Genomic DNA, 289 nt, shown 5'->3' on the forward strand with positions numbered 1-289 from the left:
ACCGATCGGTTTTGCGTCGCCGGTGATGACCGAGAATGCACCCTTCGGTACCCCTGCCCGCTCGGCCAGAACCGCCAGTGCGAAAGCCGAAAGAGGCGTCTGCGCCGCGGGCTTCAGCACGATCGTGCAGCCAGCTGCAAGCGCGGGGCCGACCTTGCGCGTAATCATGCCGTTTGGAAAATTCCACGGCGTAATCGCGGCGCAAACCCCAACCGGTTGCTTCAGCACCAAGATCCGCTGATCGGCGCGCGCCTGTGGGATGATGTCGCCGTCGATGCGCTTGGCCTCC

At 64.4% G+C, this 289-nt stretch carries 1 protein-coding gene; it reads right to left on the reverse strand.

The genetic code is table 11. The annotated features are described in order from the left end of the window. A partial coding sequence (locus tag FEZ63_RS19195) for an aldehyde dehydrogenase family protein (RefSeq protein ID WP_150947503.1) occupies window positions 1-289 on the reverse strand: 289 nt, incomplete at both ends.

The organism is Microvirga brassicacearum, assembly GCF_008757455.1.
Classification (GTDB): domain Bacteria; phylum Pseudomonadota; class Alphaproteobacteria; order Rhizobiales; family Beijerinckiaceae; genus Microvirga; species Microvirga brassicacearum.